The 13211-nt window shown below is 71.4% G+C and carries 14 protein-coding genes; 5 read left to right on the forward strand and 9 right to left on the reverse strand.

The features are described 5' to 3' along the window. Both ACIO9J_RS23230 and ACIO9J_RS23235 read left to right on the forward strand, forming a co-directional pair. Positions 1 to 246 carry a hypothetical protein gene (locus tag ACIO9J_RS23230; protein WP_055544170.1) on the forward strand — a complete coding sequence of 82 codons (246 nt, stop codon included), beginning with the start codon at positions 1 to 3 and terminating at the stop codon, positions 244 to 246. 167 nt (positions 247 to 413) lie between these two features. After that, complete coding sequence (locus ACIO9J_RS23235) at positions 414 to 986, forward strand: dihydrofolate reductase family protein (protein ID WP_402002637.1); 573 nt, start codon at positions 414 to 416, stop codon at positions 984 to 986. Positions 987 to 1043: 57 nt separating this feature from the next. Here ACIO9J_RS23235 and ACIO9J_RS23240 read toward each other — a convergent pair whose 3' ends face one another. From ACIO9J_RS23240 to ACIO9J_RS23250, 3 genes are all read right to left on the reverse strand, one after another. After that, positions 1044 to 2072: a glutathione S-transferase family protein gene (locus tag ACIO9J_RS23240; protein ID WP_402002640.1), complete on the reverse strand. Its 1029-nt coding sequence runs from the start codon at positions 2070 to 2072 to the stop codon at positions 1044 to 1046. Continuing rightward, positions 2069 to 2386 (reverse strand): hypothetical protein, encoded by a 318-nt coding sequence (locus ACIO9J_RS23245; RefSeq protein ID WP_402002643.1) that lies wholly within the window; start codon positions 2384 to 2386, stop codon positions 2069 to 2071. The genes ACIO9J_RS23240 and ACIO9J_RS23245 overlap by 4 nt, the downstream gene beginning before the upstream one ends. Positions 2387 to 2474: 88 nt before the next feature. Continuing rightward, on the reverse strand, positions 2475 to 3974 hold the full coding sequence (locus ACIO9J_RS23250; RefSeq protein WP_402002646.1) for a cytochrome P450: 1500 nt from the start codon (positions 3972 to 3974) through the stop codon (positions 2475 to 2477). Positions 3975 to 4082: 108 nt separating this feature from the next. Here ACIO9J_RS23250 and ACIO9J_RS23255 point away from each other — a divergent pair, with 108 nt between their 5' ends. After that, positions 4083 to 4691 carry a TetR/AcrR family transcriptional regulator gene (locus ACIO9J_RS23255; RefSeq protein WP_402002649.1) on the forward strand — a complete coding sequence of 203 codons (609 nt, stop codon included), beginning with the start codon at positions 4083 to 4085 and terminating at the stop codon, positions 4689 to 4691. Here the strand turns inward: ACIO9J_RS23255 and ACIO9J_RS23260 are convergent. Continuing rightward, positions 4681 to 5325: an HAD family hydrolase gene (locus ACIO9J_RS23260; protein WP_402002652.1), complete on the reverse strand. Its 645-nt coding sequence runs from the start codon at positions 5323 to 5325 to the stop codon at positions 4681 to 4683. The genes ACIO9J_RS23255 and ACIO9J_RS23260 overlap by 11 nt on opposite strands. Before the next feature lie 10 nt (positions 5326 to 5335). Then, positions 5336 to 6094, reverse strand: coding sequence for a DeoR/GlpR family DNA-binding transcription regulator (locus ACIO9J_RS23265; RefSeq protein WP_402002654.1), 759 nt, complete (start codon positions 6092 to 6094; stop codon positions 5336 to 5338). A gap of 121 nt (positions 6095 to 6215) precedes the next feature. Here ACIO9J_RS23265 and ACIO9J_RS23270 point away from each other — a divergent pair, with 121 nt between their 5' ends. Then, on the forward strand, positions 6216 to 7478 hold the full coding sequence (locus tag ACIO9J_RS23270; RefSeq protein WP_402003585.1) for an MFS transporter: 1263 nt from the start codon (positions 6216 to 6218) through the stop codon (positions 7476 to 7478). Here the strand turns inward: ACIO9J_RS23270 and ACIO9J_RS23275 are convergent. Further along, positions 7456 to 8223: a class I SAM-dependent methyltransferase gene (locus ACIO9J_RS23275; RefSeq protein WP_402002657.1), complete on the reverse strand. Its 768-nt coding sequence runs from the start codon at positions 8221 to 8223 to the stop codon at positions 7456 to 7458. The two genes, ACIO9J_RS23270 and ACIO9J_RS23275, sit on opposite strands and share 23 nt — an antisense overlap. 86 nt (positions 8224 to 8309) lie before the next feature. On the opposite strand from ACIO9J_RS23275, the gene murJ reads away from it, so the two are divergent. Then, a complete protein-coding gene (murJ, locus tag ACIO9J_RS23280) occupies positions 8310 to 9902 on the forward strand; it encodes a murein biosynthesis integral membrane protein MurJ (RefSeq protein WP_402002660.1) in 1593 nt (530 codons plus the stop codon). On the opposite strand, the gene ACIO9J_RS23285 is transcribed toward murJ, so the two are convergent. The 3 genes from ACIO9J_RS23285 to ACIO9J_RS23295 all read right to left on the reverse strand — a co-directional run bounded on the left by ACIO9J_RS23285 (position 9845) and on the right by ACIO9J_RS23295 (position 13207). Further along, on the reverse strand, positions 9845 to 11224 hold the full coding sequence (locus tag ACIO9J_RS23285; RefSeq protein WP_402003588.1) for a GH1 family beta-glucosidase: 1380 nt from the start codon (positions 11222 to 11224) through the stop codon (positions 9845 to 9847). The genes murJ and ACIO9J_RS23285 overlap by 58 nt on opposite strands. 80 nt (positions 11225 to 11304) lie before the next feature. Further along, positions 11305 to 12144 carry a carbohydrate ABC transporter permease gene (locus tag ACIO9J_RS23290; protein ID WP_402003591.1) on the reverse strand — a complete coding sequence of 280 codons (840 nt, stop codon included), beginning with the start codon at positions 12142 to 12144 and terminating at the stop codon, positions 11305 to 11307. A 46-nt stretch (positions 12145 to 12190) separates the two neighbouring features. Further along, positions 12191 to 13207, reverse strand: a complete 1017-nt coding sequence (locus tag ACIO9J_RS23295) for a carbohydrate ABC transporter permease (protein WP_402002663.1) — start codon at positions 13205 to 13207, stop codon at positions 12191 to 12193. Positions 13208 to 13211: the final 4 nt, after the last annotated feature.

Consider the following 13211-nt stretch of genomic DNA (forward strand, 5'->3'; position numbering starts at 1 on the left):
ATGACAGAAAGCGCGTACCTGTACATGGCGAACCCCCGGATCACGGTCCTCGGAGTGCAGCCCGGCAGCCCGCCGTTCCGCATCGTGGAGATCGACGGGGAGGTCGTCGGCAAGGCCAAGACCGTCACGGACGTCCTGGACGCGGCCGTCATGGCGGGCATCACGGTGCACGATCTGGACGACCCGGACGCGGTGCGCTGGGTGGGCGGCGACAAGTTCACCTGGGACCTGTCCAGCGCCGTCTAGCCCCGGCCCGCGGCCCCTGCCCCGCACCCTCCTGCCGAGGCACCGATGAGTTTCCGCGGGCCCCGCGGTCTGAGATCCCGGTTGATGCGCGACGGCCGGACGTGTGGTCCAATCGCGCATCGACCGGATCTGCTGAGAGCCGGACACGAGATACCGAGGAACCCCAGATGCGTACGTTGATCAGCACCGCTTTCATGTCCCTCGACGGCGTCGTGGAGGCGCCGGGCGGCGAGCCCGGATACCGGAACTCCGGGTGGACGTTCAAGGACATCGAGTTCCTCCCCGAGGCCTTCGAGATCAAGGGCCGTGAGCAGCAGGAAGCCACGGCGATGATGATGGGCCGCACCAGCTACGAGGCGTTCAGCCCCGTGTGGCCCGACATGGCGGACTTCGCCGACTACAAGGTCATGCCGAAGTACGTCGTCTCCACCACCCTCGGCGAGGGCGACCTCGTGTCGAACTGGGGCGAGACCACGATCCTGCGCTCGCTCGACGAGGTCGCCGCGCTCAAGGAGACCGAGGGCGGCCCGATCATCGTGCACGGCAGCGCCTCCCTGAACCGGGACCTGTCGGACGCCGGCCTGATCGACCGCTACCACCTGCTCGTCTTCCCGCTGCTGCTCGGCGCGGGCAAGCGGCTCTTCAGCGGCACGGACAAGGACACCCAGAAGCTGAAGCTCGTCGAGCACGAGGCCTACGCCAACGGCCTGCAGAAGAACGTCTTCGACGTCATCCGCTGAACCGCCGCCACGTCAGGCGCCCGCCGGACGCGGACGAGAGCGGGGGCGGGGAGCAGGTCAGGGGCGGCCCGTGGCGGGTACCTCCTCGCCCTCGGGCACCGGACCGGGCGGCGTTCCCTCACCGAACGGCCGCCCGCCCAGCTGCTCCCGGTGATGCGGCGTCAGCCAGCCGCCCAGGTCGGGCCCGAGCGGCACGATCCCGGTCGGATTGATCCCCGCGTGCACCTGGTAGTAGTGCCGCTTGATGTGGTCGAAGTCGATGGTGTCGCCGAAGCCCGGCGTCTGGAAGAGGTCCCTGGCGTACGCCCACAGGACCGGGTCCTCGGCGACCTTCCAGCGGTTGCACTTGAAGTGGCCGTGGTAGACGGCGTCGAACCGCACCAGGGTGCAGAACAGGCGGACGTCCGCCTCGGTGATGGTGTCCCCGACGAGGTAGCGGCGCCCCGCGAGGCGCTCCGACGTCAGCTCCAGGCGGCGGAACACCTCGGTGCAGGCGGTCTCGTACTCGCTCTGCCGGGGTGCGAAACCGGCGCGGTACACGCCGTTGTTCACGTCCCGGTAGATGCCGTCCATGACGCCGTCGATCTCGTCGCGCAGCGGCTCGGGGTACAGATCGGGCGCCCCCTCCCGGTGCAGCGCCGTCCACTCGGTGGCGAGGTCGAGCGTGATCTGCTGGAAGTCGTTGGTGACGAGCCTCCCGCTGGGCACGTCCACGATCGCGGGCACGCTGACACCCCCCGGATAGCCGGTCTCCCTGGCCTCGTACGCCTCGCTCAGGAAGCGGATGCCGAGCACCGGATCGCGGTCGCCGGGATCCAGCGTGAAGCGCCAGCTCCGGTCGTCCTGGACGGGGTCGGTGACGGCGAGGGAGAGGGCGCCCTCCAGGCCGAGCAGCCGCCGCGCGATCATCGCCCGGCCCGCCCAGGGGCAGGCGCGGCTCACCACGAGGCGGTAGCGGCCCGCTTCGACCGGCCAGCCGTCCCGCCCGTCGGCGGTGACGCGGTCCGCGAAGTGGCTCTTGGAGCGCTTGAACTCCTTGTGGCCGTACGACTCGTTGCCCTCGGAGCTCTTCTCCGGCGCGCTCATGACGCGCTGCTCTCGCGCGCGCAGGAACGGAACACCTTGGCGGCCTCGCCCCGGGGCCTGCCCACGGTCCGCGGGGCCGGTGCCGGGGGTGGCGGCGGGGAGAGATCGTAGATCCGGTCGATGAGTGCCGCCTCGTTGCCCGCGAGGCCCGCGCGGCGCAGCGCCTCGTCGGCCTCCGCGATGGGCCCCGCGAGCAGCGAGGCGGCCGCCGCGGGGGAGACCGCGTCGGGATCGGACAGCGCGGCGCGCGCGGTGTGCAGGAGGCGCAAGCAGGCCTGGGCGGCGCGCAGTTCCTCGGACGTCGTGCCGGTCATGTCGAGTGACTCCTCTGCGCTGGGTGGCACGGACGGCATCGCACCGATGCCACCTCCACTCTCGCGTACGGGTCTGACATTCGGGCCCCTACGCGTCCCTGGCGCGGCGCCCGAGTCGCAGGGTGAGGCCGTCCGGCATCAGGGTGAGGCGCTCGGTGACCCGCAGCCGGTAGCCGGGATCGGCGTGCAGGTCGTACCTGCGAAGGAGCAGTCCGAGCACCAACGTGGCCTCGTGGAGCGCGAACTGACGGCCGATGCAGGCCCGTGCGCCGGTGCCGAACGGCTTGAAGACGTGCGCGGGCCTGGCCCGTACCGCCGAAGGGGCGAAGCGGTCGGGGTCGAACTCCGCCGCGTTCTCGCCCCACGCCTGCGGGTCGCGGTGCAGCATCGTCGCGAGGACGAGCGCCCACGCGCCCCTGCGCATCGGATGGACGCCGCCGAGCGTGGTGTCCTCGCGAGCCTCGCGGGCGAAGGCCGGTGCGGTGGGCCACAGCCGCAGCGATTCGTCGAGCACCCTGCGCAGGTAGCGCAGCTTGGCCACCTGCTCGTAGGCGGGCTCCCCGTCGGCTCCCCAGACCTCGTCGACCTCGGCACGCGCGCGTGCGAGGACATCGGGATGGCGCGACAAGTAGTGCAGCGCGAACGACAGCGCGCCGGACGTCGTCTCATGGCCCGCCACCAGGAAGGTGATGACCTGGCGGCGGATGTTCTCGGCGGAGAGCCGCTCCCCGGTGTCGGGGTGGGCGACCTCCAGCATCCGGTCGAGCAGGTCGCCCTGGCCTTCGCCGGAGCCCCCGGCGGCGCGGCGGGCCGCGACCACCTCGTCGACGGTGCGGTTGAGGTAGGCCATGTCGGCGTCGTTGCGCCGGTCCGCGTCGCGCAGCAGCAGCGGGCCGAGCAGCGGCGGCACCACGTTGCGGCGCTGGGCGAAGGAGAGCGTGCCGACCATGGCCGTCACGAAGGGGTGCGGGGTGGTCCGCTCGAACGAGCCGAAGTCGTGCCCGAAGCCGGTGCGGGCGATCGTCTCCAGGGTCAGCTTCGTCATGTCGCCCGGCACGTCCACCGCGTCGCCCGCGGCCTCGCGTTCGTCCCAGCGGTCGGTCAACTGCCGCGCGACGTCGAGCATCAGCGGGTGGTAGCCGGCCATCGCGTCCCGGCTGAACCCGGGGGCGAGGATGTCGTGCGCGAGCTGCCAGTTGGGCTCGTGGTTGTACGCGGTGAAGAGCCCGTCGCCCGCCATGGGGCGGAGGTTGGCGACGCCCAGGCCGACGTGCTTGGCGAACCGTGACTCGTCGGCGAGATCGGCGGCGAGCGCGGCCCCCCACACGAAGACGAACTCCTTGCCGAACGCCTTGCGCCGGAAGATCGGGCCGAGCTGGTCCGCGATCCGCATCGAATCCTGCAGCGGGGTGCGGACGTTGACGCCGAGCACGTCGCCGAGCAGCGGGACGCGGCGCGGCGGATGCGGGATGCGGCGCAGCTCGGGCCAGCCGTGCTCCGCGCTGCGGAAGCCCTTCGTATGCCCGGCCGGACGTGCTGGGCTTGCCGGACCCCTCTGGCCTGTCGCGGGCCGCGTCGACTGCGCCATGTGCCCATCTCCCTTGTCCGACGGACCCGTTGGGCCTGTTGTACGTGGATTCAATAGGAGGTTCCAGTCTGGTGCCGTTGTTGAATTCGCGTCAAGTAAGGTGCCTGCATGGCCGCGAACCCGCAGCAGCGCACGCGTCGCAGACTGACCACGCAGGAGCGCCGTGAGCAGCTGCTTTCGGTGGGGTCGCGGCTGTTCGCGCAGAAGCCGTACGACGATGTGTGGATCGAGCGCGTCGCGGAGATCGCCGGGGTGTCGCGCGGTCTCCTGTACCACTACTTCCCGACCAAAAGGGACTTCTTCGCCGCCGTCGTGCAGCGCGAGAGCGAGCGGATGCTGCGCCTGACGGCGGCCGTCCACGGGGTGCCGGTGCGCGAGCAGATCACCACCGGGCTCGACACGTTCCTCGGCTACGTGGAGACGCACGCGCACGGCTTCCGGGCCTTCCACCGGGCCGAGGCCGCGGGCGATCCGCTGGTGCGCGAGGTCTACCGCAGGGGCCTCGCCGCCCAGGAGCGGCAGATCCTCGCGGCCCTCGCCGCCGACCCGGGCGCGGGCGGGATCACCCAGGATCCGCCCGCGCTGCGCCTCGCCGTACGGGGCTGGCTCGCCTTCATGGTGGCCGTCTGCCTGGAGTGGCTCGACGAGCCCGTCCTGACCCGGGAACAGGTGCGCGACCTGTGCGCGAAGGCCCTGCTCGGCGCGATCACACGCTGAGGCCGAGCGCCTTCCGCAGGTCCGCGGGCGAGGTGAAGAGGTGCCCGCGCAGGCCGACCGCCTCGGCGGCCCGGATGTTCTCCTCGCGGTCGTCCACGAACAGGACGCCGCCCGGGGCCGCGTCCAGCGCGTCCAAGCACCAGAGATAGGCGCCGGGCTCGGGCTTGGCGTGGCCGATGCGGCAGGAGAAGGCACGCACCTGGAAGTGCTTGAGCCAGGAATGCCGCTCTTCGTAGTGGGCGGTCAGCTCCTCGGGGATGTTGGACAGGAGCGCGATCGGCCTGCCCGCGGCCGCGAGCTCCTCGATCAGCGCGACCATGGTCTCGTCGACGGCGCTCCAACTGGCGATGTCCGCCTCGACGAGCCGCGCGATCCGCTCCTCGTCGAAGTGCGTGCCGAGGGTCTCGGCCACCCGCCGCCAGTACGCGGCTCCTGCCACGTCCCCGCGGTCGTACGGCTGGCGCAGCCCCCAATAGGCGTCCCAGAAGGCCGTCTCGGGGGCGGCCGCGAGCGCGGCGAGCCGGTCCTTGCCGTCCTGCGACTGGTGGCGCGCGATGACACCGAACATGTCGAAGAGGAGGATCGCGGGCTCGGTGGGGGCGTCCGCGCCGGTGCTGTCGCTGATGTCGTTCATGGGGGTCGGGTCATACCTTTCGTACGGTCACGCCGGCCGTGGCCAGCGCTTCGGTCTCCTCGTCCCGTGCCGCGGTGTCCGTGACGACGGCGTGCAGGGCGGCGGCGGGCGCGACGAAGGCCAGGGCGGTACGGGAGAGCTTGGCCGCCTCCGCGACGGCGACGACCCGGCGGGCCGAGCCGATCGCGGCGCGTTTGACGGCGGCGTCGTCCAGGTCGTAGGCGGTCAGTCCGTCCGCGGCGGTGAGCCCGCAGCAGCCGATGACGGCCGTGTCGAAACGCAGGGCCGCCAGGGACGCCGTGGTCAGCGGCCCCGTCAGGGCGAGCTCGCCGGGCCGGGGCCGGCCGCCGGGTACGAGCAGCGTCAGCTGCGGCGCCCCGGTCAGCGCGTTCACCGCGTGCAGGGACAGCGGCATGACGGTCAGCCTGCGATGGGCCAGCGCGCGGGCGACCTCCAGGCAGGTCGTGCCGCTGTCGACGACGACGGACTCGCCGTCGGCGATCAGCCCCGCGACCTCGGCGGCGATGCGCCGCTTGGTCTCGGTGCCGTCCTGCTCCCGGAGCGCGAAGGGCGGCTCCTCGCCGCGCAGCAGCAGGCTGCGGGCGCCGCCCCGGTAGCGCTCCAGGACACCCTGGTCGGCGAGCGTCTCCAGGTCGCGCCGGATGGTCATCTCCGAGGCGCCGGTGAGCCCGGCGAGCTCCGCGACACCGATCCGGCCCGCCTCGCGCACCGCGTCCATGATCTGCCGAAGTCGATCTGTACTGGCCACTCCCACATGAAACATCAGCCCTGTTCGAAAATCAAACTTCCGCACATGAATGTTGTTCGTTATGTTCGTTCAGGTGAAGCGAGCGGAGAGACGGGCGAAGTCGATGGATCAGCAGGAGACCATGGAACGCGGGGAGAACGGCGTGGGCAGCGCACTGCGGGCGGCCCGGCGGGCCACCTTCGGCTACTTCGCCCTGAACGGCTTCCTCATGGGGATGTGGATCGTCCACATCCCCGCGATCGAGGACCGCGCGGGGATCAGCCACGCCGTGCTCGGTTGGCTCCTGCTGCTGCTCGGGGCGGGTGCGTTCGTGGGGATGCAGATCGTCGGCCCGCTCACGGACCGGATCGGCGCCAGGACCGTCGTACCGGTGAGCGCGGCGCTGTGCAGTGCGGCTCTGGTGCTGCCCGGGATCGCCACGAACGTCTGGGCGCTCGGCGCCGCGCTCCTCGCGCTCGGCCTCGGCAACGGCTGCCTCGACGTCAGCATGAACGCCCACGCCGTCCAGGTCGAGCACGGCTACCGACGGCCCGTCATGTCCGCCTTCCACGCCACGTTCTCCATCGGCGGCGTCCTCGCCGCCCTGGTCGGGGCCCGGACGCTCAGCTGGGGCTGGAGCCCGGCGGCGACCCTCGGCGCGATCGCCGTGGCGGGTCTCGCGGCCGCGGGTCTCGCGGCTCCGGCGCTGCTCCGCGCCGAGCGGGCGGCGGGCGACGACGCGAACCGGGAAGCCGGTGCGAACCGGGATAGCGACGCGAACCTCGAAGGGGAGGCGGACCCGGTGGCCGCGACGGCCAAGCGCCGCACTCCCCGCCGGATCTGGTTCCTCGCCGCCCTCGCGCTGATGCTGATGCTCTGCGAAGGCGTCGCCAACGACTGGAGCGTGCTGCACCTGCGCGACGTCCTCGACGCACCCGCGGCCACCGCGGCGCTCGCCTACGGAGCCTTCGCCACCGCCATGACGGTGGGCCGTTTCCTCGCCGACCGCGTGGCCGCACGCTTCGGCCCGGTCGCCATCCTGCGCTACGGCGCGAGCGTGGCCGCGGTCGGCCTCACCGTGGCGGCGCTCTCCCCGTGGACCCCGCTCGCCCTGACCGGCTGGACCGTGTTCGGCGCGGGCCTCTCCGGCTGCATACCCCAGCTCTTCAGCGCGGCGGGCCACGCCGACAGGGATGCGGCGGGCGTCAACGTCTCGCGCGTCGCGGGGCTCGGCTACCTCGGGATGCTCGCGGGCCCCGCCGTCATCGGACCGCTGACCCACTTCATGCCGCTCAACGTGACGTTCTTCCTGCCGGTGGCCTTCTGCGTGGTCGCCGCCTGCACGGCGGGCGTCCTGCGCCCGAGCCCGGCGCGGGGCGAGGTCAGACCCGCCGCGCGACCGTGACGATCTCGCGGCTGCCCGCGACGACCGGCCCGCGCTCCCAGTCCCCGTACTGGGCCTCGACGGTGAACCCGGCCTCGGCGAGGAAGTCCCCGAGGGCCGGGACGTCCAGGAAGCGCAGCCGCGTGCGGTCGACGCGCAGCACGCCGCCGTCGGCACCGACGTCAGCACCGACGTCGGTGCGGCCGACGGACTCGGTGAACGTCACCACGTCCCCGGCCACTTCCACCACCTCGTGCCACACCCGTACGGCACGCCCCGCCCCGTCCACCAGTTCCCGCGCGTGCGACGGATTCCACTCCTCCCAAGCCCTGGCCCGCGGATGCCGGGTCTCGAAGGCGAAGCGGCCGCCGTCGCGCAGCGCGGCCCGCACGGCGGCGAGCGACGCGCGCAGTTCGTCGTCGCCGACCAGGCACTGGAACGCGTGGCTCGCCATCGTCGCGAGATCGAACTCCCTTTCCCAGCGGGCGTCCTGGGCCGTACCCCGCACCCACTCGATGTCGGTGCGCCGCCGCGCCCGGTCGAGCATGGCGGTGGACGGGTCGAGTCCGACGAGCCGCCCGGCATGCCCACGCGCGCGTGCCGCGTGCAGCATGACTCCGGTCCCGCAGCCGACATCGAGGACGGCGTCCGCCCGCATGACGAGGCCGTTGTAGAAGGCGTCGGAGCGATGACGCGTGCCGTCCCAGGGGTTGAGCAGGTCGTAGAGGGCTGCGGTGTCGGCGTCGGAGTACGTCTCGGAGTACATCGCGGCAGTATCGGCGAGGAACCGGCTCCGGCCCACCGATTTCTTCGGGGGCGAGCAGGCTGACTGTGCATGCCAAGATCAAGTGCATGAAATCCCTTGCCCGTTCCTCCCTCCTCATGGCCTTCGGCACCGTCGTCTCCCGGGCCACCGGGCTGATCAGGCAGGTGCTCCAGGGGGCCGCCCTCGGCACCGGGCTGCTCGCCAGTACGTACAACACGGCCAACACCGTGCCCACCAGCCTCTACACCCTCCTCATCGGTGGGGCGCTGAACGCCGTGCTGGTGCCTCAGTTGGTGCGGGCGCGGGCCAACGACCCCGATGGAGGGCGTGCCTTCGAGCAGCGGCTGATCACGCTCGTCGTGTGCGTGCTCGGCGTCGGCACCGCCCTCGCCGTGTGGGCCGCGCCGCAGATCGTCGGTCTGTACATGCGGGACAGTCCCGCCAACCACGAGGCGTTCCAACTCACCGTCGTCTTCGCCCGGTTCCTGCTGCCTCAGATCTTCTTCTACGGTCTGTTCGGCATGCTCGGCCAAGTCCTCAACGCCCGCGAGAAGTTCGGCGCGATGATGTGGACCCCCGTGCTGAACAACGTCGTGCTCGTCACCATGTTCGGCCTCTACCTGGGCCTGATGACCGTGCCGGAGAGCGTGCACGACATCACCGGCGAGCAGGTCGTACTCCTCGGGGTCGGCACCACCCTGGGCATCGCCGTGCAGGCCCTCGCGCTCGTGCCGTTCGTGCGCGCGGCGGGTGTGCCCTTCCGGCCCCGGTTCGACTGGCGCGGCACCGGTCTCGGCAAGAGCGCGCGGGTCGCCCGCTGGACCCTGCTCCTCGTGTTCGCCAACCAGGTCGCGCTGACCGTCGTCTCGAACTACGCCAACGCCGCCGACCAGCGCCTGCCGCACGCGGGCGCCGGATACACGGCGTACACGTACGCGCAGACCATCTGGCTGCTCCCGCAGTCCATCGTCACCGTCTCCCTGGTGACCGCGCTGCTGCCCCGGATGAGCAAGGCGGCCGCCGAGGGACGCACCGCCGATCTGCGCGGTGAGCTGTCCCGTGCGCTGCGCGTCACCGGCACCGTGATCGTGCCCGCCGGATTCTTCTTCCTCGCCTTCGGACCGCAGACCGCCGAACTCCTCTTCGCCCACGGCGCGTCCGACGCCCAGGCCACCGAACCGCTCGGCCACATGCTCCAGGCGTTCGGACTCGGCCTGATCCCGTTCTCCGCCCAGTACCTCCTCCTGCGCGGCTTCTACGCCTACGAGGACACCCGCACCCCGTTCTGGATGGCGGTGTGGGTGGCGGGCATGAACATAGCCCTGGCCAGCGCCTGTCACTTCCTGCTGCCCACCCGCTGGGCGGTCACCGGGATGGCCGCCGCCTACACCCTCTCGTACGCCGTGGGCCTGCTGCTCACCGCGCGGCTGCTGCGCCGGCGGCTCGGCGGGTATCTGGACGGGCACCGACTCGCCCGCACCTACGGCAAGTTGTTCCTCGCGTCGGCCCTGGCAGGGGCGCTGGGCTGGGCCGCCGCCCGCGCCGGGGCCGAGGTGTCGCTCACCGGTACGGCGGCGACCGGCCTGGCCCTCGCGGCGGGCGGCGTGACCATGGTGGCGGGCTACCTCGTGCTGGCGCGGCTGCTGAGGATAGGGGAGCTCGGACTGCTGCGGCGGTGAGCGCGGATCAGGTCCGCGTAGTGGTGGCCGCTCGCCTTGATCGTGCGGCGCTGGGTGGCGTAGTCGACGTGGACGAGCCCGAAACGCTTGTCGTAGCCGTACGCCCACTCGAAGTTGTCAAGGAGCGACCAGGCGTAGTACCCGGCGAGCGGGGCGCCGCGACCGGTGGCGCGGGCGCACGCCGCCAGGTGTTCGCGCAGGTAGCGGGCGCGCTCCGCGTCGTCGATCGAGCCGTCGGCGCGGACGACGTCCGGGTAGGACGAGCCGTTCTCGGTGACGTACAGCCTGCGCGCCCCGTACTCCTCGGTCAGGCGCATCAGCAGGGTCTCGATGCCGGACGCGTCGATCTCCCAGTCCATGCCGGTGTGCGGGACGTCGGGGCGGTGGATCTGGCGGGCGAAGGGTGCGGGACCCGTCGGGTCGTCGGTGACGACGGCGGGGAAGTAGTAGTTGAGGCCCAGCCAGTCCAGGGGCTGCGCGATGGTCGCCAAGTCGCCAGCGCGCTCCGGGAGTTCCACGCCGTAGACCTCCCGCATGTCGGCGGGGAAGCCCAGACCGTGCAGCGGGTCGAGCCACCAGCGGTTGGTGTGGCCGTCCGCGCGCCGGGCCGCGGCGACGTCCTCGGGGCGGTCGGAGGCGGGCCGCACCGGCGAGAGGTTGTTGACGACGCCGACCTGCGCGCCGGGCGCCGCGGCGCGGATCGCCTGGGCGGCCAGGCCGTGCCCGAGCAGCAGGTGGTAGGAGGCGCGCACGGCGGCGCCCAGGTCGGTGAGGCCCGGCGCCATGCGGCCCTCCAGGTGACCGATCCACGCCGAGCAGAGCGGCTCGTTGAGCGTGGCCCAGTGGTGCACCCGGTCGCCGAGGCGCTCGGCGACCAGCGAGGCGTACGCGGCGAAGTGCTCGGCGGTCTCCCGCTCGGGCCAGCCCCCGCGGTCCTGCAGCGCCTGCGGCAGGTCCCAGTGGTAGGCGGTCGCGTTCGGGGTGATGCCCGCGTCGAGGAGGGCGTCGACAAGCCGGTCGTAGAAGTCGAGACCTGCCGCGTTCACCGCACCCGAGCCGTCGGGGACGATGCGCGGCCAGGCCAGCGAGAAGCGGTAGGAGTCGACGCCGAGCTCCCGCATCAGCGCGATGTCCTCGGGCCAGCGGTGGTAGTGGTCGCAGGCGACGTCGCCGGTGTCGTCGCCGTCGACGCGGCCCGGCGTGTGCGCGTAGGTGTCCCAGATCGAAGGCGCGCGGCCGTCCTCGGCGACGGCTCCCTCGATCTGGTACGCGGAGGTGGCCACGCCCCACACGAAGTCCCGGGGGAGTGCGGAGAGGTCCATGGCGGAGGGGTGGATCACGGAAGTCCTTTCTGGAAGGGGCAGTTGACCGCGTTCGCGCGGTGTTCGACGGCTTCCGCGGGTCACTTGACCGCGCCCGCGGTGAGTCCGGCGACGAGATAGCGCTGGAGGAGCAGGAAGCCGGCGACGACGGGCACGCTGACGACCAGCGATGCGGCCATGACCTGGTTCCAGTACACGTCGTTCTGTGTGGCGTAGCCCTGGAGCCCGACGGCGAGCGTGCGGGTGGTGTCGTTGGTCATGACGGAGGCGAAGAGCACTTCTCCCCACGCGGTCATGAAGGCGTAGACGGCGACCGCGACGATGCCGGGGATCGCGGCGGGCACCACGACGCGGAAGAGCGCGCCGAGCGGCCCGCACCCGTCGACGAGCGCCGCCTCGTCCAGCTCCTTGGGCACCGAGTCGAAGTATCCGATCAGCATCCAGATGGAGAACGGCAGCGAGAAGGTGAGATAGGTGAGGATGAGCCCGGCGCGCGAGCCGAACAGGGCGATGCCCGTGGCGTTGCCGAGGTTGACGTAGATCAGGAAGAGCGGCAGCAGGAACAGGATGCCGGGGAACATCTGCGTGGACAGCACGGTCACCGTGAAGACGCGCTTGCCGCGGAACGCGTAGCGGCTGACCGCGTACGCGGCGAACACCGCGATGACCACCGAGCAGACGGTCGCCGCGCCCGCCACGATGAGCGAGTTCATGAAGTAGTCGGCGAGCGGGACGGTCGTCCAGATGTCGAGGTAGGGGCGGACGGTGAACCCGCTGGGCAGCCAGCGGAACGACCCCGACACATCCTCTAGGGGCTTCAGGGAGCTGCTGATCATCACGTACACCGGGAGCAGTACGAACCCGGTGAGCAGCGTCAGGAAGATCCGCCGCGTCCACAGGAACGAACGCGGCGCCGCCATGGGGGAGCGGCCCGTCACCGGGATGCGCTCGGGCAGGGGCGTGCGGCTAGACATCGGCGGTCCTCCGTCCCCGCGAGGTCACGAGCAGATAGCAGGCGGTCACCAGGAGCAGGAAGAGCAGCAGCAGGACCGACATCGCCGAGCCCGTGCCGAAGTTCCAGGTGACGAACGACGACTGGTAGATGTGGATCGAGATGAGGTCGGCGGCCTCGGGCGCGGACTTGCCGAACAGGACGTACGGCGTGTTGAAGTCGTTGAAGGTCCAGAGGAAGAGGACCAGGACCAGCACCTGGTTGACCGGGCGGAGCGAGGGCAGCGTTATCCGGCGCAGCTGCTGCCAGATCCCCGCGCCGTCGATCGCGGCCGCCTCGTACAGCTCCTTTGGGATGTTCTGCAGACCGGCCATGATGATGAGGAAGGCGAACGGCCAGCCCTTCCACACCGACACGGTCAGGAGTGCGACGAAGCTGTTGTCGCCGATCAGCCAGAACGTCCGGCTGTCGGTCAGACCCAGCTGGTCGTACAGGACGTGGTTGATCAGGCCCGTGTCGCGCTGGAACATGAACGACCAGGTGATCACGGCGGCGTAGACCGGCAGCGCGTACGGCGTGAGGAAGATCGCCCGCAGCAGGCCGCGGCCCCGGAAGTTCTCCTGCATGAACACCGCGGCCGCCGTGCCGATCAGCCAGCACAGGCCCACGGACAGCACCGTGAACACGACGGTCACGACGAACGAGTGCAGCAGCGCCTCGCCGACCGGGGCGTCGAAGTCGACCGCGAGCGCGTAGTTGTCCAGGCCCGTCCACGGCGCGGCGCCCCAGTCGCGGATGAAGAACTGGGTGAGCTCCTTGAAGCTCATGAAGATGCCGACCGCCATCGGCACGAGGTGCACGAGGAGTTCGAGCAGCAGCGCGGGAAGCAGCAGGAGGTAAGGGAGCGAGACGCGGCGCAGCCGGGCGGGGAGACGGTCGCGCAGACCGCGCGCCGCGGTGGGCGGGCCCGCCTTCCCGCCCTCGTGCTGCGTCCCTTCGCGCGGCCCGCGCGGTGAGGTGAGCGTGCTCATCGGG

This window comes from Streptomyces sp. NPDC087300 (assembly GCF_044744425.1).
Taxonomy (GTDB): Bacteria; Actinomycetota; Actinomycetes; order Streptomycetales; family Streptomycetaceae; genus Streptomyces.

What these genes read in the sequence shown, in the direction of transcription:
- ACIO9J_RS23250 (WP_402002646.1), bottom strand. Translation starts at nt 3,974, where the DNA reads ATGGCGCAGTCGACGCGGCCCGCGACAGGCCAGAGGGGTCCGGCAAGC.
- ACIO9J_RS23260 (WP_402002652.1), bottom strand. Translation starts at nt 5,325, where the DNA reads ATGAACGACATCAGCGACAGCACCGGCGCGGACGCCCCCACCGAGCCC.
- ACIO9J_RS23295 (WP_402002663.1), bottom strand. Translation starts at nt 13,207, where the DNA reads ATGAGCACGCTCACCTCACCGCGCGGGCCGCGCGAAGGGACGCAGCAC.
- ACIO9J_RS23275 (WP_402002657.1), bottom strand. Translation starts at nt 8,223, where the DNA reads ATGTACTCCGAGACGTACTCCGACGCCGACACCGCAGCCCTCTACGAC.
- ACIO9J_RS23255 (WP_402002649.1), top strand. Translation starts at nt 4,083, where the DNA reads ATGGCCGCGAACCCGCAGCAGCGCACGCGTCGCAGACTGACCACGCAG.
- murJ (WP_402002660.1), top strand. Translation starts at nt 8,310, where the DNA reads ATGAAATCCCTTGCCCGTTCCTCCCTCCTCATGGCCTTCGGCACCGTC.
- ACIO9J_RS23240 (WP_402002640.1), bottom strand. Translation starts at nt 2,072, where the DNA reads ATGAGCGCGCCGGAGAAGAGCTCCGAGGGCAACGAGTCGTACGGCCAC.
- ACIO9J_RS23245 (WP_402002643.1), bottom strand. Translation starts at nt 2,386, where the DNA reads ATGACCGGCACGACGTCCGAGGAACTGCGCGCCGCCCAGGCCTGCTTG.
- ACIO9J_RS23290 (WP_402003591.1), bottom strand. Translation starts at nt 12,144, where the DNA reads ATGGCGGCGCCGCGTTCGTTCCTGTGGACGCGGCGGATCTTCCTGACG.
- ACIO9J_RS23235 (WP_402002637.1), top strand. Translation starts at nt 414, where the DNA reads ATGCGTACGTTGATCAGCACCGCTTTCATGTCCCTCGACGGCGTCGTG.
- ACIO9J_RS23285 (WP_402003588.1), bottom strand. Translation starts at nt 11,224, where the DNA reads ATGGACCTCTCCGCACTCCCCCGGGACTTCGTGTGGGGCGTGGCCACC.
- ACIO9J_RS23270 (WP_402003585.1), top strand. Translation starts at nt 6,216, where the DNA reads ATGGAACGCGGGGAGAACGGCGTGGGCAGCGCACTGCGGGCGGCCCGG.
- ACIO9J_RS23230 (WP_055544170.1), top strand. Translation starts at nt 1, where the DNA reads ATGACAGAAAGCGCGTACCTGTACATGGCGAACCCCCGGATCACGGTC.